At 66.9% G+C, this 24,443-nt stretch carries 25 protein-coding genes and 1 tRNA gene; 13 read left to right on the plus strand and 13 right to left on the minus strand.

The window, feature by feature from the left end; translation table 11 throughout:
• Window positions 1–40: 40 nt before the first annotated feature.
• Window positions 41–508: an FHA domain-containing protein FhaB/FipA gene (locus H7J89_RS09305; RefSeq protein WP_046183038.1), complete on the minus strand. Its 468-nt coding sequence runs from the start codon at window positions 506–508 to the stop codon at window positions 41–43.
• 124 nt (window positions 509–632) lie between these two features.
• Window positions 633–2,300 carry an FhaA domain-containing protein gene (locus H7J89_RS09310; protein WP_264042343.1) on the minus strand — a complete coding sequence of 556 codons (1,668 nt, stop codon included), beginning with the start codon at window positions 2,298–2,300 and terminating at the stop codon, window positions 633–635.
• 242 nt (window positions 2,301–2,542) lie between these two features.
• Between H7J89_RS09310 and H7J89_RS09315 the strand changes: the two genes are divergently transcribed.
• The 3 genes from H7J89_RS09315 to H7J89_RS09325 all read left to right on the plus strand — a co-directional run bounded on the left by H7J89_RS09315 (window position 2,543) and on the right by H7J89_RS09325 (window position 5,463).
• Window positions 2,543–2,625, plus strand: a tRNA-Leu gene (locus H7J89_RS09315).
• A 540-nt stretch (window positions 2,626–3,165) separates the two neighbouring features.
• Window positions 3,166–5,034: a putative alpha/beta hydrolase gene (locus H7J89_RS09320; protein ID WP_264042349.1), complete on the plus strand. Its 1,869-nt coding sequence runs from the start codon at window positions 3,166–3,168 to the stop codon at window positions 5,032–5,034.
• A 6-nt stretch (window positions 5,035–5,040) separates the two neighbouring features.
• Complete coding sequence (locus tag H7J89_RS09325) at window positions 5,041–5,463, plus strand: hypothetical protein (protein WP_264042352.1); 423 nt, start codon at window positions 5,041–5,043, stop codon at window positions 5,461–5,463.
• A gap of 113 nt (window positions 5,464–5,576) precedes the next feature.
• Here H7J89_RS09325 and H7J89_RS09330 read toward each other — a convergent pair whose 3' ends face one another.
• The 4 genes from H7J89_RS09330 to H7J89_RS09345 all read right to left on the minus strand — a co-directional run bounded on the left by H7J89_RS09330 (window position 5,577) and on the right by H7J89_RS09345 (window position 8,796).
• Window positions 5,577–5,909, minus strand: coding sequence for a GNAT family N-acetyltransferase (locus tag H7J89_RS09330; RefSeq protein WP_067266440.1), 333 nt, complete (start codon window positions 5,907–5,909; stop codon window positions 5,577–5,579).
• Window positions 5,896–6,879 carry a pirin family protein gene (locus H7J89_RS09335; protein ID WP_264042365.1) on the minus strand — a complete coding sequence of 328 codons (984 nt, stop codon included), beginning with the start codon at window positions 6,877–6,879 and terminating at the stop codon, window positions 5,896–5,898. The genes H7J89_RS09330 and H7J89_RS09335 overlap by 14 nt, the downstream gene beginning before the upstream one ends.
• Before the next feature lie 27 nt (window positions 6,880–6,906).
• Entirely contained in the window at window positions 6,907–8,289 is a 1,383-nt protein-coding gene (locus H7J89_RS09340) for an acyl-CoA dehydrogenase family protein (RefSeq protein ID WP_264042372.1), read from the minus strand.
• 90 nt (window positions 8,290–8,379) lie between these two features.
• Window positions 8,380–8,796: a WhiB family transcriptional regulator gene (locus H7J89_RS09345; RefSeq protein ID WP_264042379.1), complete on the minus strand. Its 417-nt coding sequence runs from the start codon at window positions 8,794–8,796 to the stop codon at window positions 8,380–8,382.
• 144 nt (window positions 8,797–8,940) lie between these two features.
• Here H7J89_RS09345 and H7J89_RS09350 point away from each other — a divergent pair, with 144 nt between their 5' ends.
• The 6 genes from H7J89_RS09350 to H7J89_RS09375 all read left to right on the plus strand — a co-directional run bounded on the left by H7J89_RS09350 (window position 8,941) and on the right by H7J89_RS09375 (window position 13,053).
• Window positions 8,941–9,711 (plus strand): helix-turn-helix domain-containing protein, encoded by a 771-nt coding sequence (locus H7J89_RS09350; RefSeq protein ID WP_264042386.1) that lies wholly within the window; start codon window positions 8,941–8,943, stop codon window positions 9,709–9,711.
• Window positions 9,708–10,520, plus strand: coding sequence for a C40 family peptidase (locus H7J89_RS09355; protein ID WP_264042392.1), 813 nt, complete (start codon window positions 9,708–9,710; stop codon window positions 10,518–10,520). The genes H7J89_RS09350 and H7J89_RS09355 overlap by 4 nt, the downstream gene beginning before the upstream one ends.
• Window positions 10,521–10,536: 16 nt before the next feature.
• Entirely contained in the window at window positions 10,537–10,899 is a 363-nt protein-coding gene (locus tag H7J89_RS09360) for a DUF4226 domain-containing protein (protein WP_264042400.1), read from the plus strand.
• Window positions 10,900–11,024: 125 nt separating this feature from the next.
• Window positions 11,025–12,377 (plus strand): DUF4226 domain-containing protein, encoded by a 1,353-nt coding sequence (locus H7J89_RS09365; RefSeq protein WP_264042408.1) that lies wholly within the window; start codon window positions 11,025–11,027, stop codon window positions 12,375–12,377.
• 50 nt (window positions 12,378–12,427) lie between these two features.
• Window positions 12,428–12,745: an ESX-1 secretion-associated protein gene (locus H7J89_RS09370; RefSeq protein WP_264042416.1), complete on the plus strand. Its 318-nt coding sequence runs from the start codon at window positions 12,428–12,430 to the stop codon at window positions 12,743–12,745.
• On the plus strand, window positions 12,742–13,053 hold the full coding sequence (locus H7J89_RS09375; protein WP_067737733.1) for a DUF2694 family protein: 312 nt from the start codon (window positions 12,742–12,744) through the stop codon (window positions 13,051–13,053). The genes H7J89_RS09370 and H7J89_RS09375 overlap by 4 nt, the downstream gene beginning before the upstream one ends.
• Before the next feature lie 4 nt (window positions 13,054–13,057).
• On the opposite strand, the gene H7J89_RS09380 is transcribed toward H7J89_RS09375, so the two are convergent.
• Entirely contained in the window at window positions 13,058–13,201 is a 144-nt protein-coding gene (locus H7J89_RS09380) for a hypothetical protein (protein ID WP_167374087.1), read from the minus strand.
• Window positions 13,202–13,283: 82 nt separating this feature from the next.
• Between H7J89_RS09380 and H7J89_RS09385 the strand changes: the two genes are divergently transcribed.
• Complete coding sequence (locus H7J89_RS09385) at window positions 13,284–15,119, plus strand: DUF5631 domain-containing protein (protein ID WP_264042441.1); 1,836 nt, start codon at window positions 13,284–13,286, stop codon at window positions 15,117–15,119.
• 69 nt (window positions 15,120–15,188) lie between these two features.
• Window positions 15,189–15,509 carry a DUF2710 family protein gene (locus tag H7J89_RS09390; RefSeq protein WP_372513765.1) on the plus strand — a complete coding sequence of 107 codons (321 nt, stop codon included), beginning with the start codon at window positions 15,189–15,191 and terminating at the stop codon, window positions 15,507–15,509.
• Between the two features lie 129 nt (window positions 15,510–15,638).
• Here H7J89_RS09390 and H7J89_RS09395 read toward each other — a convergent pair whose 3' ends face one another.
• Window positions 15,639–16,412, minus strand: a complete 774-nt coding sequence (locus H7J89_RS09395) for a TIGR03084 family metal-binding protein (protein ID WP_264042471.1) — start codon at window positions 16,410–16,412, stop codon at window positions 15,639–15,641.
• Window positions 16,412–17,731, minus strand: coding sequence for an MFS transporter (locus tag H7J89_RS09400; protein ID WP_264042480.1), 1,320 nt, complete (start codon window positions 17,729–17,731; stop codon window positions 16,412–16,414). Before H7J89_RS09400 ends, H7J89_RS09395 begins: the two co-directional genes overlap by 1 nt.
• Window positions 17,732–17,873: 142 nt before the next feature.
• Here H7J89_RS09400 and H7J89_RS09405 point away from each other — a divergent pair, with 142 nt between their 5' ends.
• Window positions 17,874–18,479, plus strand: coding sequence for a YqgE/AlgH family protein (locus H7J89_RS09405; protein ID WP_264042486.1), 606 nt, complete (start codon window positions 17,874–17,876; stop codon window positions 18,477–18,479).
• A 27-nt stretch (window positions 18,480–18,506) separates the two neighbouring features.
• On the opposite strand, the gene H7J89_RS09410 is transcribed toward H7J89_RS09405, so the two are convergent.
• Both H7J89_RS09410 and H7J89_RS09415 read right to left on the minus strand, forming a co-directional pair.
• Window positions 18,507–18,848, minus strand: a complete 342-nt coding sequence (locus H7J89_RS09410; RefSeq protein ID WP_264042494.1) for a hypothetical protein — start codon at window positions 18,846–18,848, stop codon at window positions 18,507–18,509.
• A gap of 63 nt (window positions 18,849–18,911) precedes the next feature.
• A complete protein-coding gene (locus tag H7J89_RS09415) occupies window positions 18,912–20,099 on the minus strand; it encodes an LpqN/LpqT family lipoprotein (protein WP_264042503.1) in 1,188 nt (395 codons plus the stop codon).
• 179 nt (window positions 20,100–20,278) lie between these two features.
• Between H7J89_RS09415 and leuS the strand changes: the two genes are divergently transcribed.
• Entirely contained in the window at window positions 20,279–23,191 is a 2,913-nt protein-coding gene (gene leuS / locus H7J89_RS09420) for a leucine--tRNA ligase (RefSeq protein ID WP_264042513.1), read from the plus strand.
• A 10-nt stretch (window positions 23,192–23,201) separates the two neighbouring features.
• Here leuS and H7J89_RS09425 read toward each other — a convergent pair whose 3' ends face one another.
• Together H7J89_RS09425 and H7J89_RS09430 are read right to left on the minus strand one after the other, a co-directional pair.
• On the minus strand, window positions 23,202–23,873 hold the full coding sequence (locus H7J89_RS09425) for an SDR family oxidoreductase (protein ID WP_264042522.1): 672 nt from the start codon (window positions 23,871–23,873) through the stop codon (window positions 23,202–23,204).
• A 48-nt stretch (window positions 23,874–23,921) separates the two neighbouring features.
• Complete coding sequence (locus tag H7J89_RS09430) at window positions 23,922–24,416, minus strand: MarR family winged helix-turn-helix transcriptional regulator (RefSeq protein WP_264042532.1); 495 nt, start codon at window positions 24,414–24,416, stop codon at window positions 23,922–23,924.
• Window positions 24,417–24,443 lie beyond the last annotated feature (27 nt).

Genomic DNA, 24,443 nt, shown 5'->3' on the forward strand with positions numbered 1-24,443 from the left:
ACGATCCCGGCTGCGCCGGCATCATCGTCGTGAGCGCGGGTCACGGGCGCAACTCGATCGCCGTTTTGCCGATCCGAATCGGCGTTCCTATTGGAACTCGTACCGCAGTGGTCACCTTTGCCCTGTCAAGGTAAGTGCCGTTGGTCGATCCTAGATCCTCGACATACCATTCCGAACCGCGCTGAGATAGCCGGGCGTGCCGCGTCGAGGCGTAGTCGTCGGTGAGCACCAGGGTCGAGTCGTCGGCTCTTCCGATCAACACCGGCTGCCCGCTGAGTGTGATGCGCGCGCCCGCCAACGCCCCCTCGGTCACCACCAGGTAGCGCGCGGCATGGCGCCGCTGCCGCGAGGGCAGCAGGGTGCTGCGCAGCGCCAACCCCCGGCGCACCATGACGGCACCGGTGGGCGCGTAGATATCGGTCCGCAAGATCCGCAGCACGGACCAGATGAATACCCACAACAACATTAAAAATCCGGCACGCGTCAGCTGCAGTACAAGTCCCTGCATCTGGCGTCCTTTCCGTCCTGCGTCGTCCCCCTGGCGCCCGTGACTCCGAGCACATCGGCAACGTCACGATACTTGGACGGCGGTCGACGCGGGGCGAAGCACGGCAGCGTTGAGCCCAGCGCGTTTAGTGGATCCGGACGATGATCTCCGAGTGGCCCAGACGGATCACGTCGCCGTCCGCCAATTGCCACTCCTGCACCGGCGCGTTGTTCACAGTGGTGCCGTTGGTCGAGTTCAGGTCCGAAAGGAGCGCGACCTGCCCGTCCCAGCGGATCTCGAGGTGACGCCGTGACACCCCGGTGTCGGGCAACCGGAATTGCGCGTCTTGTCCACGGCCCACGATGTTGGAGCCCTCACGAAGCTGGTAGGTGCGGCCGCTGCCGTCGTCGAGCTGGAGGGTGACCGTCGTTCCGGCCGCGCCGTAGCCGCCGCCGTAACCGCCGTAGCCACCGGCCGGCTGCCCGTAGTCGGCGGGTTGGCCGTACTCACTCGGCTGGGCATACTCGGCCTGCTGGCCATATTCGTAGTCGCGTTGGGCGGGCTCGGCGTATCCGCCTTGACCGGGGTATCCCCCGCCCGGCACGTTCTCGGAGTACTGCGTGTAATCCCCGGGGCCGTAGTCCTGGCGGCCGTATCCGCCGCCCTGCGGGTATCCCTGCTCGTAGCCGCCGCCCTGCTCGTAGCCGCCGGCCTGCTCATACCCGGCACCCTGCTCGGGGTAGGCCGGCCGCTGCTCGGGCGGAGCGTAACCACCCTCCTCTGGGCGGGCCGGGCCTCGCCCATATTCGCCGTACCCGCCGTAGCCCTGCGGGCCGCCGGCGGGCTGGCCGCCGGCAGGAGGGCCGTACCCAGCGCCCTGGCGGTAGCCCTGGTCGTAGCCTTGGCCGCCGTACCCGCCGGGCGCGGGAGGACGCTGTTCGTACTGCGGCGGGTAACCGCCCTGGCCCTGCTCCGGGTAGCCGCCCTGGCCGCCTTGATAGCCGCGCTGTTCGGGATAGCCGCCCTGGCCGCCGCCTTGATAGCCGCGTTGGTCGGGGTAGCCGCCGCCTGGGGCTTGGTAACCACCTTGCTCGGGGTAGCCACCTTGCTGCTCGGGATAGCCACCCTGCTGCTCGGGATATCCGCCCTGCTGCTCGGGGTGGCGGGGTGGCGGGTAACCCTGCTGCGGCGGATAGCCGCCCTGCTCGGGCGGATACCCAGCACGTGGATCAGGTCCCCCCTGCGGTTCCGGGCCACCCTCTTGCGGACGCCCGTAGCGGTCGTCGTAATACTCATCGCTGGGCCGCCCCGGCCCCTGAGCCCCGCGGTAGCTCGAATCGTCAGTCATTGGTGCTACTCCTCGTTCTGCGCCGAACGCACTATTTGATTGTGGCCGGACGGGATCGTTGACCGTCGGGCGGGGCTGCACATCGGGGTTGACAGCACCACGGGCGCGGTACTGGCCGGTCCGCAGGTTCGACGACTGCTCGAACCGGACGACCACCTCACCATACGTTTGCCACCCCTGTTCATGGATGTAGTCGGCCAAGTACCTAGCGAAATCGCCCGACGTGAGATCGGGGTCCGCGCCCACCTTCTCGAAGTCGTGCCTACCGAGGGTAATGATGTATTCGTTGGGGGCCAAAAGGCGATTGCCCTGCAGCGCCTGGACACCGTCGCGGGCTTCGCGGCGCAGCAGGGCCTCGACCTCTTGCGGAACGATCGAGCCGCCGAAGACCCGGGCGAACGCGTTGTCGACGGTCGCCTCGAGCTTGCGCTCGATCCGCGCCGCCAGCCCCCGTTGGCTACTCATGCGCCGGCGTTCGCCCGCACTTGCCACGGCATGTCGCCGGCACGCGGCAAATGATTCACGCGGTGAGCTCCCACTCCAGCATGGTATCGGGACAGCGCATTGCGGCGGCACCGTCGAAACTCTGAGAACTGCGTCGACCCTGTTCAGACGCGTTGTCCCGCAGCGCCCCACGGCTTTCAGGCCCGACCAGGCGGGTTGGGGAATGCGGCTATTAGAGTGGTATGGTCCATCGGTTGTTTTCCGGGCGAGTGGCGGAATGGCAGACGCGCTGGCTTCAGGTGCCAGTGTCCTTCGGGACGTGGGGGTTCAAGTCCCCCTTCGCCCACATTTGAGCGGTTCCCCGAGCCGCAGGCGCTGAGGTCACGAACTCCGCAAGGAGCTCGTGACCTTCGTGCTTTCCGGGCCGTGTTCTTCAGGGCGCCCTTAACGTCCTCACCGCAGTGAGCCGTCGCCGTTCGTGGTCGCCCTCATCCTCCCAGTAGGCCCACTCGGGAAGCGGTGTGTTCGGCAAAGCGCCGTGCGCCGACGCCTCGTAGCCGGGTTGCGCGCGGCGCCCGGTCCACCGCGGATCCAATCTGTTCGCCCGTGAACGCCTAAACGCTCGGGCAATCAGAACTCCGGTTCCTACGACGATGAAGGCGATCAACGCAACCTTGGGGACGAGCAACAACAGCGGCATATCGTCTTGGCCCCCTAAACCCGCGCCGGCGTAGTGAATTGACGTCCCCGTTCCCGTTAGTAGCGTAATTGCCAGCTCAGGAGGGGTGGCAATGTTCGTCGCGGCTATACGCTCGGGGTCGGCGCGCTGTGTTTCGCGACCCATGAGGCGAGATCGGCATGGCGCCGCGCTGCCACGGGCGGTGCTATGGGCCTGCCGTACATAGACATTGATGCGCTGATCGCTGAGGCCGGCGGTGACCCATGGGCGATCAACCGCAGCCTGCAGGCCGGCGATCCGTTGCAGATTTCCAACCTGGCCGAGGCCTTTCGCGAGGCCGGTCGTTGCACGGCAGAGGCCGACCACGCGTTCGAGCAAGCCCGAAACCGTTTCGACGCCGCCTGGAACCATCAGACCGGCGACCACCCGATCAACGACACCGCCGAAGTGCAGCGGGTGACGAAATCGTTGGGATCGCAGTCCCTCCAATTACCCAAGATCGGTGCCGACCTGGAGAACATCGCCGCCACCTTGGCCGAAGCGCAACGAGCCGGCGCAGCACAGATCGCGAATTTGGACTCCCAGCTGCAGGGGATCTCCAACTTGCTGTGCCAAGCCGCCGCGATGTTGCAAGACAAACATCTCAGCGCGGCGGACGTGGACGCCCTGCACGCCTTCATCAGAACGTGTGAAGAAGATGCCCTGCGGGACACGAAAGCGGCCCTCGCTCAGATGTTGTCGATCCGCAACGGCTACTCCAGCTCACTGCAGAAATCTCTGGATGGCTTGCACACCAATGGGTACGACGGGGCCCCGCTGCATGGCCTCGATAGTGACGGCGTAGCCCCGCCGTCGCAGGAACAGCGCAATGCGCTCGCAAATATTCGGCAGATCACCGACCAGGCGGTCGTCGATCAGATGGGCAAGGTGCGTGCCGCGCAGACTGCCCTGGATAAGGCTATTGCTGACCTCTATGCGCACGGACCCGGTTCTCCGGAAGGAGAAGCAGCCAGCGCCAGCCTTCCCAAGCTCAAGTCCGATCTAGCAAAAGCCCTCGACGACCTGGGAAAGATTCCCAACTACAACAGCATTGATCCGGCCTCGGTGAGCACCACTCCCGACGGCCATTTCATGTTCACCTACAAGGTCGACGGCCAGCCTGTGCAGGTTTTCGGCCAGCTCAAGGACGGCACGGGTGAATTCTTCGATCAAGCGACCGGCACGTCGTATGCGTTCAGCGGCGGCAAGTTGACCGGCATGCGCACACCGGATCCCGGGAAGGTGGAAGCCACGCCCGAACCGCTGTGGAGCGCCATCACGCTGGCCGTCGGCGGGCCTGAACTCAAGGCCGGCGGGGAGGTGGCCTGGCAGGGCCTAAAGACACTGTTCAGTCGTGAAGCGCTGCAAGGCCTTTCCGCCGACAACGTCCTCCCCCGCGCACTAAGCGCGGCCGAGATCCGCGCGGCAATCGCCGAAGCGGACCTTCCCCCGCATGGCTCGCCAATCCCTGATGGCGGCGGACAGCCCGTGCCGGGCGCCGCCCACCCCGGACCGCCACCCGTCGTTGAGCACGCGCCGCACCCGGGTGGTGGTGAGATTCCCGCCGAACATGCTCCCGCAGGTCCTCATGTATCTGTGGCGCCGGACAGCGCCCCGCCGCCTGTTGTGATCGACCCAGCGCATCCAGAGTTCATCCTGGACAACCCGCTGCAGTACATGACGCCAGAGCTGCGAGCAATGTCGGAGCAACATTTGACCGGAAGCGGCGAAACCGTCCTCGGCCCATTTAGACCACCGGACAAAGGACCCTCCTACATTGATGTCGCGCAACAACACGGAGCCAGCTACTTCGATCTCGGCGACGCGTGGAATTCCCTCTCGTGGACTGAGCGGCTGGCGGCTAATCAGCATGTACTCGACGTGGCTATCGCAAACCGCGATAGGGTCACCTTGTCAGTGCCGTTCTACCGCGTTGGCCCGGATACCTTCACAGCTGCAGAAGTTCGATATCTCGAAGCGCATGGGTATCAGCGAGTGGGTGACAATGTACTTCTGCCGCCGACCGGAGGGGGATGATAAATAATGAGAACATTGCTGCAGTTCTACCTGCAGTACTTCGACTTCCTTTACTTGGATTCACGCTATCGTATTACTGACTCGGCGACATCGGGCAATCCGACAATCAATGCTTCGCTAACGATAGCGGGACCATCACTCACCTGCCATATTTCCAACGATCGTGGCCAAATTGGCGTGACTTTCGCCCCAACTAAGTCGACCGAAGTGCCCGACAACTGGTTCCGCGCCTCGCTTATTCGTCAGTATCTGGATAACTACGATGAGACCAACACCGTCTCTTCCGAGGCGATGGCGGCTTGGATTCGCGATAACCTAGAACGCATCGAGGACCTCTTTAGCGATGCAAAGGCAGACGGGTCGTGTAAGGAACTTCTCAACCTCGCAAAGCTGCTTGCAGACAAGTATTTCGGTCCATCGCAAGGCTAGCCCCGGGCTTACTTAATCCGAAGTCTGGCGAAGGCCGACAAGCCAACTGTGGACTAGATAGGAATGCGCACTCCTATTCTCCGATAGTGCGGAACAGTCGCGTCAACTACCGGCTACGACGACCGCACCCACCGCTGAATCTCCGGCGTGACGGCGTCGGTGATGTCGTCGTATTCGGGGTGCTTCTTGAGCACGGTGCCGATCATCGAGCAGACGGGGACGATGCGCTTGCCTTCGCCGCGGGCCTCGTTGAGGGCCTCCTCGACGAGGATGGTCGCCAGGCCGCGTCCGCCGTACGCGGGGTCGATTTCGGTGTGGTAGAAAACGCGCTGGTCGCCGCGGTCGGCGAAGTCGGCGAGGCCGACTTGCTTGCCTTCCACGGCGATGGTGTACCGGCCTTCCTCAAGGCTGACGGTCGCTTCTGCTCCGGTCTTATCGGCGGTCATGGTTGCTTTCCTTTCCTTGCGGTACGGGTCGAGGCCGCAGCCGAGTTGTCGGCAGCGGCGGGGCGGGCAGTCGGCTGAGCGAACCCCGATAGCCGTGGACGGCGCCGAAGCGTTCGTCGCCGTCCTCCCACAGTTCGCGGTAACCCACGATGTCGTCGTGGCTTCGCCCGACGAAGTTCCACCACATCACTAGCTCTTCAGTGAACGGTGCGCCGCCGAGCAGGAGTACCCGGGCGGGCCGATCCCCCGCGTTGCGCAGGTGCAGCGACGAAGCGCCGGGGCTCAGGTAGGCCAGCTCGGCGACCGCCAGGGTGGTCTCCTCCACACACACGGCTCCCCGATCGCAGAGCACACCGTGTTCGAATGCCGGGTCGACATCGATGTCCAGGCGAGCGCCGGCGTCGAGATCGATCTGGGCGCCCAGCAGCGGCGTGAAGGTATGCACCGGTGACCGGCTGCCGGCCAGTCCGCCGAGGAACACCCGCGCCGTCGCGCCGACAAGCGACACCGCCTCGGGCACGTAGTGGGCGAAGTCGCGGCCGCAACCGCGATCGGAATCGGGAAGCGCCACCCAGAGCTGGACACCGTGCAAGGCTGCCGGCGACGTAACCGACACCTCGGAATGACAGATACCGGCACCCGCAGTCATGAGGTTGAGCTCGCCCGGCCGTACTGTCGCATGCACTCCGGCGCTGTCGTTGTGCTCCACTTCCCCACTGAACAACCAACTCACCGTTTGTAGTCCGGTGTGCGGATGAGGTGGAACGTCCATGCGCGCCGACGCCGGGCCGTAATGGTCGATGAAACACCACGCCCCGATCAGTGAACGGTTCCGTTGCGGAAGGGTGCGCCGCACCCGCATGGCCCGCGGGCCGCCAAGTGGAACCTCCCTGGGCGTCAGCACCTCGGTGCCCACGCCTGGCGAGGTAGCGCAGGCGAGTTCGATGGGTGTCGACTCAAGGTTGCTCATGGTCCACTCGACCGTACCCAGGCGCCGTTACTTGCCCGGCGGTCGGAGCACCTTCATGGCCAGCCGCATGACGGGTTCGGGCACCCGGTCCTGCATGGAGAGCGCTGTGTCGGCGACGCGGGAGCGTAGTGGGGTGCCGCGACCGAATACCCGGTTCAGCGGGCCGCCGGACGGCTCGAGCACCACATGCAGTGGCGGCGTGCCGACGGCGGCACCCAGTGCGTTTGCGATCACCATCCGCTGAATCTCGCTCGTGCCCTCAAAAATGGTGTATAGCTTGGCATCCCGATACCACTTCTCCACCGGGTGATCGGTGATGTAGCCCCAGCCGCCCATGGTTTGAATGGCGCGTTCGGTGGCCTTGACGGCGACCTCGCTGGCGGCCATCTTCGACATCGAGCCTTCCCCGCGCTCGAAGGGAACGTTGTTGGCTGCCATCCACGACGCCCGCCAGGTCAAGAGCCGCGCCGCGTCGATCTGGGTGGCCAGCTCCGCCAGCGGGAAGGCGATGCCCTGGTTGTCGATGATCGGTCCGCCGAACGCCTCGCGCTCCGTGGCGTACCCCGTCGCGTACTCGAGCGCGGCGCGCGCGATCCCGATGGCCTGGGCGGCCACCATCGGCCGCGTCTGCTCGAACGTGCCCAATGTCGCTGAGCCGGATCGCTTAGCGCCCGCAACCACTTCGCGCGCTTTGGCGAGTTTGTGCTCTAACTTGTCCTGTCCCCCAAGCAAATTGGCGCCCGGTACGCGGACGCCTTCGAACAGCAACTCCGCGGTGTGTGACGCACGGCAGCCGAGCTTGTCCAGCTTGCGCACGAGCTTGAGCCCGGGGGTGCCACCGGGCACCACAAACAGCGCCTGACCACGATGACCTAGTTCCTCGTCGACCACCGCGTTGACCACGTGCACGTTGGCGATCCCGCCGTTGCCGATCCACATCTTGTGGCCGTCGATGATCCAGTCGTCCCCGTCGCGGCGCGCGTGAGTGCGCAGATTTCGCACATCGCTGCCGCCCTCGGGTTCCGAGATCGCGAGCGCGGCAAGCTTGAGATCGCCTGGGGTGCCGAAGCATTCGGGCGCCCATTCCAACATCTGCTCCGGAGATGCTGCCTGCCCGATCGCCGAAAGAGCCAGCGCCGGCATCACGATCGCCAACCCAATCCCCGCGCAGCCCCAAAACAGCTCCTCCATGAACATCGGCAACGAGAGGCCGGTCGGATCGCCGATCAGGTCGCGGTAGAACAAGGGGCTGTAAAAGCCGCGCTGGGCCGCCTCCTCCAGGACCGGCCACGGAAACTCCTGCCGTTGGTCGTAGTGGCGCGCCACCGGGCGGATCACTTCTTCGGCGAACTCGTGGGTCCGCCGGGCCAGGTCGTGCTGCGCCGCCGTCGGGGTCAGGTCGAACGTCATGGATCCCGCCTTTGGGTGGACAGACTCGTTCGTGCCGAAGCTCTACCCCGTTGGCTGAGTCAGCAAACGGCCATACCCAGGTACCGGACGTCAGGCCGCGGTGCGGGGCCCCACTTGCGCCAGCGGCAGGTGCAACACCACCGCGGTCACCGGAACGGCCTCATGTTCGTGGTTGGCGAGCAGGGCCGCGTTCTCCGGTAGCTGGCGTGAGTTGATCTCGCCGGACGCGATGCGCCGCAGGACGTCGTGGGCCTGGGCGAGCTGCTCGCGCTTGCGGTATTGACCCCCGGGAAGTTTGACGCCCGCCCACACGCCGTACTCCTCGCGGTGCGCGATGGCGTGTTGGGCGCATCGACGCTGCTGTGCCAGCGGGCAGCGCCGCAAACACTGGATGCGCGCCTCGACGGCCGACCGCTCGTACGCACGGGCCTTGGCCGCGCCGTCGCCACCGTCGTCGTCGGGGTAGCCGAACCACAGTTCCGGGTTGGTAGCGCAGGGGTGTCCCATGTCGGTCTCCTTGTCGAAGCTTGAAACGTAGGCAAAAGCGTATACAGACACCGCGGCCGAGCGCAAGAGAAACGTGACACAAACGTATATCGACAGCGATACGCTGTGGCATGTGTACTATCCGGCCTATGGCCGGAGCCTGCGGTGAGCCGTGAATCGGCAGGTGCGGCGATCCGCGCTTTGCGAGAGTCGCGTGACTGGTCACTAGCTGACCTCGCGGCCGCGACCGGTGTCAGCATCATGGGCCTGAGCTTCCTGGAACGCGGCGCCCGTAAGCCGCACAAAAGCACAGTTCAGAAGGTCGAGAATGGCCTAGGCCTCCCGCCGGGCACCTATTCCCGGTTGTTGGTGGCGGCCGATCCGGACGCGGAACTGGCCCGGCTGATGGCCGCGCAACCGCCTGCCGCCGTCCCCGCCAGGCGCACCGGGCCGGTGGTTGTGGACCGTCACAGCGACACAGAAGTGCTGGAAGGATATGCCGAAGCCCAACTGGAAGCCCTCAAATCGGTCATCGATCGCTTGCCTGCGACAACATCAAACGAATATGAGACGTATATTCTGTCTGTGATCGCTCAGTGCGTGAAGGCAGAGATGCTGGCCGCCGGCTCCTGGCGGGTCGCAGTGAACGCGGGCGCGGACTCGACGGACCGGCTGATGACGCACCTCCAAGCCCTCGAGGCGACGCGCACGGCCCTGCTGAAGCGAATGCCGACCAGTTTGAGCGCCCGCTTCGACGGGGCATGTGTGCAGTCGTCGCTGCCCGAGACGGTGATCGCTGCACTGGTGGGTGTCGACGTCGAGGAACTCTGGGACATCCGCAACCGGGGGGTGATCCCGCCGGGGGCACTCCCCCGCGTGCGCGCCTTCACGGACGCCGTGGAGTCAGGTGGCCAGCAGGGCGAGGGGGCGCCGTGACCCGAAGCGAGATCGAGGTTCTGAGCCGTGCTCATGACATGTTCGCCGGCGGCATCCGCCCGTCGTCGGTGGACGCGGGCACCGGGCATTACCGCGATCTGCTACAGAGGGCGGCCGGGCTGAACGATGGAGTGGCACGCGGCGGCTATCGGCTCGCGGTGGACCACAGCCGGCAACGGCTCGCTGCTGCCGCCGCCACGGACGCCGCCGCGGCGGGCGTCATCGCCCGCGCCCAGCGCGATCGGGCCGAGGCTCGCGACCTGACCGGGGGCGTTGTTGACGAAGCCCGTGCTGACGCCGCGCAGGTTCCGGCGACACCGATGGCGCAGCGCGAGGCGATGCGTCGTCGGGCGGCGCGACTGCGGGCCCAGCGCGCGCACGTCGTGTCCGCCCGCTTCCGAGCGCGTCGACGCCTCGCCGAACTGCGGGCGCTGCGCTACCAACTCCTGCGCCACCGCCCCGCCGGATTTAACGGGCGCGCCGCGGTCGCGGTGCGCGCCGCACTCTCGCGCCTGGGCCGCCCCTACGTGTGGGGTGCGACGGGGCCAGACCAGTTCGATTGTTCGGGGCTCGTCCAGTGGAGCTACGCGCAAGCGGGAATTCACCTGGACCGCACCACTTATCAGCAGATCAACGACGGGATCCCGGTGCCCCGTTCGCAAGTCCGGCCGGGCGACCTCGTCTTCCCGCACGCCGGGCACGTCCAGCTGGCCATCGGCAACAATCTGGTAGTCGAGGCGCCCTACTCGGGCGCCTCGGTGCGGATCAGCCCACTAGGACCCAACGTTGCGATTCGCAGACCGCTATGACAAACAGGGTGAGCCGATGACGGAACAAGCAGGACCTTCGGTAGCCGCCATCCAGGCGCGGCAGTCGGCTCTGGCCGGCCAGCACGGAACGGCGGCCGACGCCGATCGCATGCTGGCAGAGGTGCTCACCAGCGCGCATGCCGCGATGCGAGAGGGCGCCAGGCGTCTGGATGCCATCGCAGAGCAGATCGACCACGCCACCGTGTACCAAGCGAACCTCGCGGTCGATACGCCCATGGGCGCCCGCGAGTTTCAGCGGTTCCTGCTGGCCAAACAACGCGAGATCACCGCGGTCGTCGAGGGTGCCCGCGAACTCAGCCGAGCGAAAAAGGCTGTGCTGGAAGGTCTTCGGGACCGGTATGCCGCTGGCAATGCCTAGCAAGGCGGCGGTTTCGGTGTCATCCACAACGGCCCGGCATGGTGAATTGTTGGCGGGGACAAGCCTGGGTACTGTCGCCGGGCATGGAGGGGTCGCCAAGCATCCCGCAAGGACGTGCGTAGCTGATGTCGGCGCACGAGGAGCTGCTTGCGGCGGTGAAATATGTCCGAGACCGTACCGGTGACCCGAATGCGTGGGTGGCGGGTCTGTCGCCCGGTGAGCTGGCCGCGGTGATCACCCCGACGACGGGCCCCGAACAGCTGCAGGCGATCGCGGGCAAGATTCGACGACGAGACGCGGCCGCACCGGATCGGGAGCATGGCGAGGCGGCGGAAGCGATCGCACACGCCGAAGTTGCTCTGTCACACCAGAATTCCGCGAGTTCTCAGCTGGACATGCAAGTGATCACGGCTATCTTGAACGCCCACCTCAACGCCGTGGAAGGCAGTCAAGCGCTGACCAAGTTGCAGCAAGACACCGAAGCCGCGGTGCGAACACGGTCGGACCTGGACACTCCGGCCGGAGCGCGCGACTTCCAGCGATTTCTGATCGGCAAGCTCAGAGACATTCGTGCCGTGGTCCTCAACGCGAGCCTCGACGACACGTCGAAGTCGGCGCTGATGGCCGCTTGGACATCGCTATATGACGCATCCAAGGGACAACCGAGCGGTCCCGATGAACGGCCGTCGGCCCAGACGGTCGGCGCCGACGCGACTACGACAGAGGATTCCGAGTGGGATCCGGTGCTGGATTCGTTGTTCGCCGACGATCCGGACGCCGCAACCGATGATCTGTCGGGAGGCGCTGTGCCGGAGGTAGCGAGCGCTCCGGCGGCGCCCGTGGCTCCTGTGCTGCCGCCCGTGCCCAACTTTGGCTCGGGACTGCCGAGCTTCGGCGCGACGCCGGCCGGGCTGCCACTGCCCACCCTGCAGAGCGACGACACAACGGATCCGGCGCTGCAGGGCCTCGACGACGAAGGAGCGCCGGATTCCGAGGACCATGCGGATCCGAAGACCGACGCTTCGTCCGATCAACCGGGCGACACCGACCAGGACGCTGCGACAGTTGAGGGCGAATCGCCACCGGCGGGTCCCACCACGGTGACTTTGCCCGACGGTGAAACGGTGACGGCGGCCAACCCTCAGCTGGCAGCGGCAATCAAAGCCGCGGTCGGCGGAACGGCGATACCAGATGCCTTCCAGCAGCAGGGAATAACGATCCCGCCGCCGGGCACCGCGGTGACCACTCCGATCGACGCCGCGCACGTCTCTCCGGCCGATATCGGAATGTTCATCGATCGGCACGCGCTTGCCCTCGGCCCAGGAAAAGCCCTACTCGATGGTCAAATTCAAGACATCGCCACCGTGAGCGGCCCAAGCTTTCTAGGCTGGGAACATCCGCCGGCCGCGGCCGCGACCGTGCCGGCGACGCCCGACACACCGACACCCACGCGGCCGGCGACCTCGTCGACCACCTGACAATAGTGATCTCGCCGGTCTGGCCGGCGGCCGTGAACAGGAGACAGCGGATGGCAGATTCGATCCATGTGGTCCCCGCGCACTTGCGTCAAGCCGCTGCGCGTCACCAGGAAACCTCCGATTACTTGCGCACGGTCCCGTCGTCGCACGAGGCGATCCAGGAAAGCCTGGATTCGCTGGGCCCGATCTTTGGTGACCTTCGCGACGCAGGGCGGGAATTGCTTGAGCTCAGACGACAGTGCTACGAGCAGCAAGCGGCGGACCACGCCGACCTGGCAGATAAATTGGCGGCGTCGGCGACGATGTGGGAACAGCACGAGCAGGATGCGGCGCGCAGCCTCGGCGGCATCGCTGACCGCGGTCCATGACGGACGCGAATCCCGCTTTTGACACCGTTCACCCGAGTGGGCACATCCTGGTCCGCTCCTGCCGCGGCGGGTACATGCACAGCGTTGCGCTGAGCGAAGAGGCGATGGAGACCGACGCCGAGACGCTGGCACGAGGCATTTTGCTGACCGCCGACGTGTCTTGCCTGAAGGCATTGCTGGAGATTCGCGACGAGATCGTGGCGGCTGGTCACACCCCCTCGGCCGAGGTTCCGACCCCGCGAGACCTCGATGCGGCGATCGAGAAGTTACTCGCGCATAAACTGCGCCGCCGCCACAGCGCCATCTGAAGGCTTACAACAGCCAGGTCTTGGCCGCCTCGGGATCTGGAGCGATGTCGGTGGGCGGCTCTACGGGATTGGGGCCGAACAACTCTCGTGCGCGGGCGAGCAAGGCACGCACCTCATCAAGTTGCTGCTGCAGGGCAGATTCAGCCATATCTGCACGGTACCCAGGCCGTCAAAGCTGCACAATTCACTGACCGAATAAGCCATCCGGCAGATGCCGGTACGCTGAGCCGGTGGCGATCTTCGGTCGGATGACGGCGCGTCAGCGCCTCCGGAGAGCTACCCGGGAATCACTGGCGATGCCGGCCTTCAGCTCTCCCATCGATTGCACCCCGTGGGTGGTCGGTGGGCTTTGGCCTGCCGAGCTGTCGACGATCACCGCCGAAAATGCCGCGCTCGCAGACTATCTGAAGACGGACCTGCAGCGGATCGCCGACAGCGCGAATGAGCAGCTGAAAATGGTCAAGCGGGCGGGTTTGGCCGATTTTGCGCGTCAGGCGGAGGAGGCCCGGGTCATCGACGAGGCGCGGGGCCGCGCCGTCCGCCGAGTCGAATCGACGATTCGCCAGCTGCAGGCGGCGAAGGCCGGGTTGACCGCTGGATATCTCCGCCCGCACGCCACCGGGCTGCCGTCATCGGACATGGAACAGACGCAGGTCATCCCTGCTGTCCCAAACTCGCGACCTTCCGAAGCGCCCACCAGAGACGTGCGCCGGCCGCGCTGGCGGGTTGCTGACAAGCAGGCCCCTGCCGTGCCGCAGGGCGGCGACGAGGCCGAGGCCCCTGTCCGTGACACCGCCGTCGAAAGGAACGCCGGCGCGCCGGATATGGAGGAGACCCAAGTCATTCCTGCTGTCACGGACGTGGAGCCCGTCGTCGACGCGCCGACCGAGAATGCCGAGCCCGATTGGGAGCCCGTCGCCAACGGTCGTCACCACTTGGAGCTGGATGAGCCGGCAACCGAGCAGGACCAGCCCGAATGGGGGTCCGACATCGATACCGCGGACGTCGTCGCGGGGGCGGCGATGGAGGAGACGCAGGTCATCCCCGCAATCAGCGAGGCCGAGCCGGTGGTTGACGAGCCGGACAGCCACCAGATCGCCGAGGACGACACCCCGGCGACCTCGATGGAGGCGGCGCAGGTCATCCCCGCCATCACCGAAGCCGAACCCGCGGTTGACGAACCCGTCGCTAACGGTCGTCACCACGCCATGTCCGAAGATCCGGCACCGGCCCAGGACGAGGCGCAACAGCTGGCACAGCCGCCGGAACCCGTCGAGGACTCGATGGCCTCGATGGAGGAGACACAGATAATTCCGACGATCACCGAGCCAGAGCTCGTGGTTTACGGACCGGCCGAGGGCCTGGCGAGCCAGGGCGAGCCGGATGCAGCTCAGCAGCCCGCCGCTGGGCCCCGCAGGCAAAAGGACACCGCCGCAACGAGTTTCGACACGGATCGGTTGAATCGGCTCCTCGAATTCGTGGTGCGGCAGGAGTCGCGGCTCAACTGGGCGGTCGGCGAGCTTTTGGATGGCACGACCGTCCTGGTCACCGACCTCGCGCACGGGTGGATACCGGCAGGGATCAACCTCCCGGCTGGCGTGCGGTTGTTGGATCCCGCGCGACGCACCGGCAGGGTGTCCGCCCTGATCGGCGACGCGGCGCGCGTGGTGACCTACGCTCCTGGTGATTCGCTGCGCCGCTCGCCCGACTTCACCGCCACGAAATCGTCGTTGGAACCGCGCGAGCTGCCGCTTATAAGCGATCTGGCCAGGGTGCTGAGCGAGACCACGCGCCGGTTTGACGGACTCCCCCGCATCGTGCAAAGGCTGGCGGACGCGGCCGCCGCGGAAGCGGTTGTCATCGACCAAGAGGTCGACGTGCTGCGCGTGCACCTCGATACGGCGCGCTACCAACTTTTGGTCCAGTACCCGACCGTGAACCCGGCGCTCCTGCTCAAGTGTCTGTTGATGGCCGCCACCGAAGGCATCGCGAGCGGAGACGCGGTATCGGCGAACTATCACCTCGCCTGGTACCAGAAACTCGCCACCCAGGCGCCCGCCCCGTAGCCGCCACGGGGTGCACCGGTCACCCGCGAGTTTGAATTGACGCTGGTTGGAGGGGGCGACGATACTGTGATCGTGTCGGATTCGGGCGGTCGCGCGAATCTCAGCGACAAGGACCTCGTCGAATCGGTTCTCCGCGAACTGAGCGAGGCGGCCAACAAGTGGGAAGCCCTGGTGGCCCAGGCCGAGGCCGTCACCTACAGCGTCGACCTCGGTGACATTTATGCCGTGGCGAATTCCGACGGCCGATTGCTCAAGCTGACTCTGCACCCCGGCGTGATGACTGGATATGCCCACGGCGAGCTTGCCGACAGGCTGAACCTCGCGATCTCAGCGCTGCGCGAAGAGGCGGAAGCCGAGAACCGGGCAAGTTACGGCGGCCCGCTGCAATAACCGCGCGCTTGCGCGCTCATCGACCGGCGCTTGTGTCGGATGGGCGCCCGGCTCTCGTCGCGCGCTTGCGCGCTCATCGACCGGCGCTTGTGTCGGATGGGCGCCGGCTCTCTTCGCGCGCTTGCGCGCTCATCGACCGGCGCCGGGAGGGCCCGCGAAGGCTTGCGCAATCTCCAGCCAGCGATGCGCGTCGGGCCCCGCGGCGGTGAGGTCGAGGGCGCTGAGCGGCCGCCGTTGAGTGACCAGAAAGCAGAAGTCTTCGGCGGAACCGGTGACCCGTTGCGCCGCATCCGGCGATCCCCAGCTCCAGGTGTCGCCACCGGGGCCGCGCAGCTCGACCAGGAACGGCTCGGCCGGAGCGGGGAGATTGTTGACGAAAAAGGCGTAGTCGCGGGTGCGCACCCCCAGGTGGGCGATCGAGCGCAACCGGTCGGTGGCCACCCGTTTGATGCCTAGCGCGTCGGCGACGTCCAAGCCATGCGCCCACGTCTCCATCAACCGCGCGGTGGCCATCGACGCCGCACTCATCGGCGGCCCGAACCATGGGAGCTTGCGCCCGGCGGGAACCATCAGCAGCTCTTCGTGCAAGCGGGAACGGGTCGACCGCCAGTCGGCGAGCAGCTCTGCCGGTGGCAGAGCGGCCAATTCTTCGGCACCCGCGTCGACGAACCCCGTCGGGTCCGCCGCGGCGGCCTTCAGCTCGTCGGCGAAGCCGGCCTCGTCGGTGACCGAGGTCAGCGCGACCCGGTCGGTCCATAACAGGTGCCCGATCTGATGCGCGATGGTCCAACCCGGCGCGGGCGTCGGTTCGGCCCAGCGATCGGCTGGCAGCGGCGCTACCAGGGCGTCAAGCTCGTCGCTTTCGGCGCGTAGGTCGGCCACAATCGGTTCCGGACCCGCCATCATTGCCTCCGATCGTCGGTTGCCCCCGCCGGGTAGCGATTATTCGCCTGTTCACCGCGCCGGCCCAGGATGCCGTGCATGGCCAGGCCGGCCAAGTAAAGCCCGGAAGCGACCAGGACGAATGCGGGCGCATGCCCATCCGCGGGAATCAACGCCGCGGCCGCCGTGATCGCGGCGATGAACGCCACCCAGAACAGTGCGTCTTGGACGGCGAACACGTGACCACGAAGCGCGTCGTCGACGTCCATCTGCATCGCCGAGTCGGCGCACAGCTTGACCATCTGCCCGGTCACACCGAGGAAAAAGCCACACCCCACCATGACCGGTAGCAGCAACCCCGCGCCGGCGACTTCGATGATCGCCGAAGCCGCGAGCGCACCGTTGACCGTCGCGTAGCGCCCCCAGCGACGAACCGCCGGCGGAGTCAGCACGTTGGCCAGAAACGCGCCCAAGCCGGTGGCGCCGAAGAACACCAGAGCGGTACCCAGTCCCCCGACTGCGGGGTCGGTCAGGTGGTGCACCAGCAGCAAGACCAGCAGGGAGTTGATGCCGATCACCATCCGGTGCGCGGCCAGGCCCGACAGCGTGGCGGCGACCGTCGGCCGCTGCGCCACGGTACGTGCACCGTGCAGCCAGCCGGTGACCACGGCGTAGAGGACCGGTCCGTGGATCGCCCGCTTGGTGTCGTCCGGTCCCAGCGCGCGGGACCCGAACCGTAGCGACAGCAGCAAGGCGATCGACACGGGTACCGCGGTGAGGAAGATGACCGCCGCGGCGCCCTTGTCGCCCGCGCCGACCAGGAACCGCGGCACGAGCATGAAGTTGGCACCGATGAAGGCGGCGATGGCCCCGGACGCGTTGGCCAAGGCGTTCATGGTCACGACCTGATCGCGGGGCACGACGTGCGGCAGCGACGCCGACAGTCCGGACGCGACGAACCGGGCCAAGCCGTTGGCAAAGAGTGCGCCCAACAACAGCGGCAGGTCGCCGGCCCTGACGGCGAGGATCGTGCCGATGGCGGCGATCAGGATGAGGCGACCGACGTTGGCGCCGACGAGCACCAGCCGGCGGTCCCACCGGTCCATCAGCGCGCCGGCGAACGGCCCGAGCAGCGAGTACGGCAGGAACAGCACGGTGAACGCCCGTGCGATCGCCATCGGATCGGCGGCCCGGTCCGGATTGAACAGCAACGCTCCGGCCAGACCGGCCTGGAACAGTCCATCACCGAATTGACTCGCCATGCGCACCTGCAGCAGCCGCCAGAAGTCTGGCAAACTGCGCACCGACCGCCATATTTCGACGGGTGCGCTTGAGTGCATCCGGGATTGGATCACAAAACCGACTTCCAAAATTGGGGCTAGCAAGCTCGTCAACGTCCGAGCCGACTTACCAACAGTACAAATCTTTACGCCCCGCGCTTGATTCCCCCGGGCGGCAGGCGCCGGATGCGATGATGGTTGGGTGCCGCCGCCCGAGGACCCAGAGGACTATGTCGCGCCGGCCGCGCAGCGGGTACGCGCGGGTACGTTGCTGCTTGCCAACACCGATCTTTTCGAACCGACGTTTCGGCGCAGCGTGATCTACATCGTCGAGCACAACGACGGCGGCACGCTGGGGGTCGTGCTGAACCGGGCCAGCGAGACCGCGGTGTACAACGTGCTGCCGCAGTGGACCAAATTGGCGGCCAAGCCGAAGACGATGTTCATCGGCGGCCCGGTGAAGCGGGACGCAGCGCTATGCCTGGCGGCGTTGCGGGTCGGCGCCGATCCGCAGGGGGTGGCAGGGCTGCGGCATGTGGATGGCCGGGTGGTGATGGTCGATCTCGACGCCGAGCCCGACACGATCGCTCCCCTGGTGGAGGGGGTCCGCATTTTCGCGGGCTATTCCGGTTGGACCATTGGTCAGCTGGAAGGCGAAATCGAACGAGACGACTGGATCGTCTTGTCCGCGTTGCCATCTGACATTCTGGAGGGGGCGAGGTCCGACCTGTGGGCGCAGGTGCTGCGTCGCCAGCCGTTGCCCTTGTCGTTGCTTGCTACCCACCCGATAGACCTGAGCCGCAACTAGCGCCCCTCCCCCGGGTCCGCGCGGGCTTCAGTGGCAAGACTGCGTGCAGCCGGCGCAGGTTCCCCCGCAGCCGGGCGCCGCCGCTTCTCGCTGTAACGCGAAGCGCGCACTCTGCCATGACCCGGCGGCCACCGTTCCGAAGGCGCCGGCGACACAGACGATCAACACAACCAGTGCGGTGTGCGGCGAGGCTGCCAGCGCCACCACACCGCCCGCGGCAAGCATGATTGCCGCCGCGAGTTGTGCCGGAGCCATGGACCGCAGCGCGAGCGCGGTGGGGTCGACGTTCTGGGTGCGCGCCAACGACCGGGTTCCGAACCCGGCGGAGGCCACCGCCGCACACATGCACAGCACTCCCGCAATAAGCATGGCCTCACAATACGAGCCCGGACACCGGTCCGCTCAGTGGGCTCCGGGGAGCCGTGGCACCGCTCAGTGCTGCAAGAACGTGAAATTGGGGAGCGGGGGGAGGCCCGGGACCAGGGCTAACAGGTTCGGTGTCGGTTGGCGGCTGGGCATCGGCGCCTGGGGTAGGCCCACCGGGGGAGCCAAGGCCGAGGATTGCCGGAGCGGAGCCGCGGCGGGAGCCTGGGCAACCGGCGGTGTGGCGGGCGCCTGCCCGACCGGGGCGGTGGCCGGTATCTGTCCGACCGGAGCCGTGGCAGGAACTTGCGGGACCGGAGCCGTGGCAGGAACTTGCGGGACCGGAGCCGTGGCAGGAACCGGCGGGACGGGAGCCTGGGCCGGGGTCAGCGCGACCGGCGAGGCCGCCGGGGTCGGGACCGGCGCCGGCGCCGGGGCCCCGGGAACGGTCACGCGGAACCCGTTGACGATGGCATCGGTGGCGGGTGCGTCGGCGACGGCCACCGCACGGTCGGTGGTCACCGCGAGCGACACCAGGTACCTGTCGCGCCCCGAGGTGGCGATGACGTGGCGCCGCGAGGTGTTCAGCGTCATGTCGCCGTCGCGATAGGTGCCTTCGACGATCGACGACGGGAAGCCGCCGAAATCGGCCATCGAGGCGTTCGTGGGCTGCCAGGCCAGCAGCTTCTGGCTGTCGACGTAGCCGTGGCTGATGGCCTCGCGGGGGTCGAAATCTCCGACCAGCTTGTACACCACCACCTGGGCATTCGAGGAATAGATGCTGCTGCCCTGCCGGTCGGCGATCACCGCGAACGCATCGGGCACGTTGGGGTCGGGAACCTGAGTCCAGCGGGCCGGCACCGGCAAAGTGATGTCAAGTGCCTTGAGGCCCTGGGGTTTTTGCGCTTCGAGCTTGACGCCCTTCGACTGCAGGTATTCACGGATTGTCCCGGAGGTGGCCGGGGCCGGAGTGACCGCGGGGACCACCGGCGCGGCGGGCGCGGCCGCCGCCGGCACCGTTGCACCCGGGGCCGTCGGCGATGCGACCGGATTCGGCGCCGGCGGGGCGGCAAGGAACCGGTTGGTGGGCGCCTGTCCGGGCGCGACGTTCTGCGGCGCGGGGATCGCAGGAGCGGGTGCTGGCGCGGGAAGTAAGGGGTCTGCCGATGCCTGGGCGCCCGTGACAACCGCCATGCCGATCAGGCCGGCGACCATACCCCCGAGGAGCGCACGGCGGGCGGGGACGATCTCGATCATCTGCCTCGGTCCTTCCAATGGCGCACTGCCAGGTCATTAGAGGCCGACTGTAACTACAGGTCAAAGGCCATGGATAGGCCCGAAATACAGCTGGGATGAACCCCTGATCGGTGCGCAACGGAACCGAGATCATCCTGTGGCCGGCGGTCGGCCCGAGGTGACCCTTATACCCTGTTCAGGTGACCGAATCCCCGACCACCGCCGCCGAAAGCAAATCCGGTGCCGTTCCGACGGACCCCGATGCGCCGACGTATCGCTACACCGCGGCGCTGGCGGGCCGTATCGAAAGCACATGGCAGGAGAACTGGGCGAAGCTCGGCACGTTCAACGTGCCCAACCCGGTCGGCTCGTTGGCTCCGACGGATGGCAGCCCGGTTCCCGCCGACAAGTTGTTCGTGCAGGACATGTTTCCCTATCCCTCGGGTGAGGGACTGCACGTCGGCCATCCGCTGGGCTACATCGCCACCGACGTATACGCCCGCTACTTCCGGATGACCGGACATAACGTCCTGCACGCGTTGGGTTTCGACTCGTTCGGGCTGCCCGCCGAGCAATACGCCGTGCAAACGGGCACCCATCCGCGCATCCGGACCGAGGCCAACGTCGTGAACTTCCGACGTCAACTGGGTCGGCTGGGCCTCGGCCACGACAGCCGGCGCAGCTTCTCGACCACCGATGTCGAGTTCTACAAGTGGACCCAGTGGATCTTCCTGCAGATCTACAACGCCTGGTTCGACATCGCGGCCGGCAAGGCTCGCCCGATCGCCGAGCTGATCGCGGAATTCGACTCAGGCGCCCGCCGTCTTGACGACGGACGAGACTGGGCCACGCTGTCGGCGGGGGAGCGGGCCGACGTGATCGACGGCCACCGGCTGGTCTACCGCGCCGACTCGATGGTGAACTGGTGTCCGGGCCTGGGCACGGTGTTGGCCAACGAAGAGGTCACCGCCGACGGCCGCAGCGACCGCGGCAATTTCCCGGTCTTCCGGAAACGGTTGCGGCAGTGGATGATGCGGATCACCGCCTACGCCGACCGGCTTCTCGACGACCTGGAGTTGCTGGATTGGCCGGAGCCGGTCAAAACCATGCAGCGCAACTGGATCGGCCGCTCCACGGGCACCCGGGCGCTGTTCTCGGCGAGCAACGCCGGCGGCGAGACGGTCGACATCGAGGTGTTCACCACCCGGCCGGACACCATGTTCGGCGCCACCTATCTGGTGCTTGCCCCCGAGCACGACCTGGTCGACGGGCTGATCGCCGCGAGCTGGCCGGAGGGGACCGACGCGCGGTGGACCTACGGCGCCGCGACGCCGGGGGAGGCCGTCGCCGCCTACCGGCAGGCGATCGCGGCGAAGTCGGACCTCGAGCGCCAGGAGAGCAGGGAGAAGACGGGCGTCTTCCTGGGCAGCTACGCGACCAACCCCGCCAATGGCAAGCCGGTGCCGATTTTCATCGCCGACTACGTCCTGGCCGGATACGGCACCGGCGCCATCATGGCGGTTCCCGGCCACGACCAGCGCGACTGGGACTTCGCCCATGAGCTCGGCCTTCCCATCGTGGAAGTCATTGCCGGGGGCGATATTTCGGAGGCCGCTTACCCGGGCGACGGCGTGCTGGTGAACTCCGGCTACCTGGACGGAATGGACGTGCCGGCGGCCAAGGAAGCGATCACCGCCCGCCTGGAGGCCGACGGCCGCGGCTGGGCGCGGATCGAATTCAAGCTGCGGGACTGGCTTTTCGCCCGGCAGCGCTACTGGGGAGAGCCGTTCCCGATCGTCTACGACAGCGACGGACGCGCCCACGCCCTTGACGAGGCCGCGCTGCCGGTCGAGCTCCCCGATGTGCCCGACTATTCACCGGTGCTGTTCGACCCCGACGACGCCGACAGCGAGCCGTCGCCGCCATTGGCCAAGGCGACCGAGTGGGTGCACGTCGAACTGGATCTCGGCGACGGTCTGCAGCCCTACACCCGCGATACCAACGTGATGCCGCAGTGGGCCGGCAGCTCCTGGTATGAGCTGCGCTACACCGATCCGCACAACTCGGAACGGTTGTGCGCCAAGGAGAATGAGGCATATTGGATGGGCCCGCGGCCGGCCGAGCACGGCCCGCAGGATCCCGGCGGCGTCGACCTGTATGTCGGCGGCGCCGAGCACGCGGTGCTGCACCTGCTGTACGCGCGGTTCTGGCACAAGGTGTTGTACGACCTGGGCCANGTCAGTTCCCGGGAGCCGTACCGCCGACTGGTCAACCAGGGTTACATCCAGGCTTTCGCCTACACCGACTCGCGCGGGTCGTATGTCCCGGCCGACGAGGTGGCCGAGCGCGGTGGCCGATACTTCTATCCGGGCCCCGGCGGCGAGATCGAGGTCTTTCAGGAATTCGGCAAAATCGGTAAGAGCCTGAAGAATTCGATCTCGCCCGACGAGATCTGCGACGAGTACGGCGCGGACACGCTGCGGGTGTACGAGATGTCGATGGGCCCGCTGGAGGCCTCCCGCCCGTGGGCCACCAAGGACGTCGTCGGGGCGCACCGCTTCTTGCAGCGTGTGTGGCGGCTGGTGGTCGACGAACAGACCGGCCGGACCCGGGTGCTTGACGCGGCCGGACAACAGGAGCTCGACTCCGACACCCTGCGAGCGTTGCACCGCACCATCGCCGGAGTATCGGAAGACTATGCCGCACTGCGGAATAACACTGCAGCGGCCAAGCTGATCGAGTACACCAACCACCTCACCAAGGAGCACCGCGACGCCGTTCCCCGGGCCGCGGTCGAGCCGCTGGTGCTGATGTTGGCGCCGCTGGCTCCGCATATGGCCGAGGAGCTATGGCTGCGACTGGGCCACACCACGTCGCTTGCGCACGGCCCGTTCCCGCAGGCCGATCCGGCCTACCTGGTTGACGACAGCGTCGAATACCCGGTCCAGGTCAACGGCAAGGTGCGTGGGCGAGTGGTGGTGGCGGCCGACGCCGATCAGGACACCCTGAAGGCCGCGGCACTGTCGGACGAGAAGGTCCAGGCATTCTTGGCGGGCGCCAATCCCCGCAAGGTGATCGTGGTCCCCGGCCGACTGGTGAACCTGGTCGTCTAGCGGTCGCGAGTCACCGGCCCGCGGGCCGCAGCACCACCTCGTGGACGTGGCCGTCGGGCGGCGTCGCCAGCACGTTGGCGACCGCTGCCGCGACGGTTTCCGGCTTGAGAAACTTCGCCGGGTCGTACGTCCCGCCCTCGAACGCGACGAGTTCGCGCTGCATTTCGGTGTCGGTGCGGCCGGGGTAGACCGTCGTCACTCGCAGCTGCGGTTCGTCGGCACGGAGCGAGTCGGCGAAGGCGCGCAGCGCGAACTTACTGGCCGAGTAGGAGGCCATGCCGGGCGAAACGTTGCGCCCCGCACCGGAGTTGATGAAGACCACCTGGCCGCGGGCACGCCGCAGCGCTGGCAGCAGCGCCAGGGTAAGTCCCACCGGTCCAAGCACATTGACGGCGAAGGTGGCGCGCCACTCGTCGACGTCGGACTCCGCGACATGACCGGGGATCGACACCCCGGCGTTGTGCACCAGCACATCGAGTTCATCCACGATCTCGCAGGCGGCCTCGATCTCGGCGGTGTCGGTGAGGTCCACTGGAAACGTCGTCGCGTCCAGCTGCTGGGCAACGGCGTCGAGCCGGTCGGAGGGCCGACCGGCCAGCAGCAGAGTGTGGGTGGGGGCCAGCGCGGTGGCGATCGCGGAACCGATGCCGCCGCCGGCGCCGGTGATGAGTGCAGTTGGCATGCACGATAGTCTACGGGCGCCGCCAAACTCGTTGAAAGGCAGTCACTTTCACGCCTCTTTACGGTCAGCCGGCGTGGGCGCCGGTTCGCCGCAGGCCAACCGCTCGAGCGGAGCCAGCGCCTGCATCAGGGTACCGACGTCGGACGCGGGCAATTGACTGAGCATCGCGGCCAGCGAGGCGCGCCGGTTGGCCAGGGACTCGCCGTGGACGGCACGTCCGCGCGGGGTGATGTCGACCAGCACGGCCCGCAGGTCGGACGGGTCGCGCGAGCGTTTCACCAGCCCCAGCTTTTCGAGCCGCCGGATCGCCACGGTGGTGGTGGGAGTGCGCACCCGCTCGTGGGCCGCCAGGTCGGTCATCCGAATCGGTCCCTGATCCAGCAAGGTGACCAGAATCGACAGTTGCGCCAACGTCAATTCGCCCGCGGCCGCGGTGCCGCTCGGGTCCCCGCGCCGCAGAATCGAAAACAATTTGGACAGCGCACGGTGCAAACCTTCCGCAAGCTCGGTGACGTCGGCCGCGGTGGATTCGCTGTCCGCCATAAACGGGGAGTCTAACGCTATATCAGG

Source organism: Mycobacterium paraffinicum, assembly GCF_025822865.1.
GTDB classification, from domain to species: Bacteria; Actinomycetota; Actinomycetes; order Mycobacteriales; family Mycobacteriaceae; genus Mycobacterium; species Mycobacterium paraffinicum.